General features: G+C 72.6%; 1 protein-coding gene. It reads right to left on the reverse strand.

The genetic code is table 11. The annotated features are described in order from the left end of the window. Positions 1-39: 39 nt before the first annotated feature. A complete protein-coding gene (locus ABZ885_RS41965; RefSeq protein ID WP_360200574.1) occupies positions 40-693 on the reverse strand; it encodes a GntR family transcriptional regulator in 654 nt (217 codons plus the stop codon). Positions 694-1,047: the final 354 nt, after the last annotated feature.

Below are 1,047 nucleotides of genomic sequence, written 5' to 3' on the forward strand. Positions count from 1 at the left end.
GAACCAGCGCGACGTCGTCAAGAACGAGCGCCGCCAGCGCTACGACAACGTCCCCGCCGGCGCGTTGCGGCCGGCGACGTGTTCGGCCAGCCGTCGACGGATCGTCACGTCGAGCAGCTCGGCGGTCCGGTGGACGAGCGGCACCTCGCCGCTGGCGACGGCCCCGCCGACCAGGGTGTTGAAGGACAGCAGGTAGGCGAGGTTCCCGGAGCCCGCGACGACCAGCCGCCACAGTGCGACGTCCGCGGTGTCCAGTGCGGCCAGGTCCGCCCCGATCGCACCGTAGGCCTCCGCGGCCTCGACGATCGCCGCGGCCGTCTCCGGGGAGCGGCGCTCGGCGCAGAGGCGTGCGGCGTCCGCCCCGATGCAGGCCCGCATCTCCATCGCGTCGCGCTGCAGGCCCGCGAAGACCGCGTTGCCCTGCGCGACGTCGAACGCGAGGTCGAGTCCGGCGCTGGCGCGCCAGTCCAGGACGCGGGTGCGCCCGCCCTGGCTCACCTCCACCAGCCGGGCCTGCTGGAGGCGCTTGACCGCCTCGCGGACGGCGTGCCGGTTGACGCCGAACTCCGCGGCGAGGTCCCGCTCGGCGGTGAGAGCGCTGCCGGCGGGCAGGCGGCCGCTCAGGATCCGGTCCCGCAGAACCGCGAAGAGCTGGTCGGAGACCGACTCCCGCTTGATGGGTGCTTCCGTCATGCCGCTGAGGATGGCCCAGGACCCGTGACTGGTCAACTGGTTGGACCAGATGGATTCCCGGAGCGAGTTCCCCCTGTGCTTGGGTGGTGGGGTGACATCTGTGAAGCGCCTGACCTCCCGAGCCCGGGCCGGCGGACACCGCGAGGTGCTCCCCGAACTGCTCGCGCTGGCCACCGATCCCGCTGCACGACCCGACCCGGCATGGGAGGCGGGGGCGGCGGCCGTGCAGATCCTCTGCTGGGAGGACCGCTTCGCGGAGGCTCCAGCTTCTCGATCTGCTGAGAAAGAGCGTCGGCCCGTTTGTCATCGGCGCCGGCAACGAGCACTCCGGCGGTTCCGACGGGGTGTTTGCCG

Source organism: Kitasatospora sp. NPDC047058, assembly GCF_040643935.1.
In the GTDB taxonomy this organism is placed as follows: Bacteria; Actinomycetota; Actinomycetes; order Streptomycetales; family Streptomycetaceae; genus Kitasatospora.

Bases quoted from the DNA above. Each gene is read 5' to 3' on its own strand.
- ABZ885_RS41965 (WP_360200574.1), bottom strand. From the start codon at position 693: ATGACGGAAGCACCCATCAAGCGGGAGTCGGTCTCCGACCAGCTCTTC.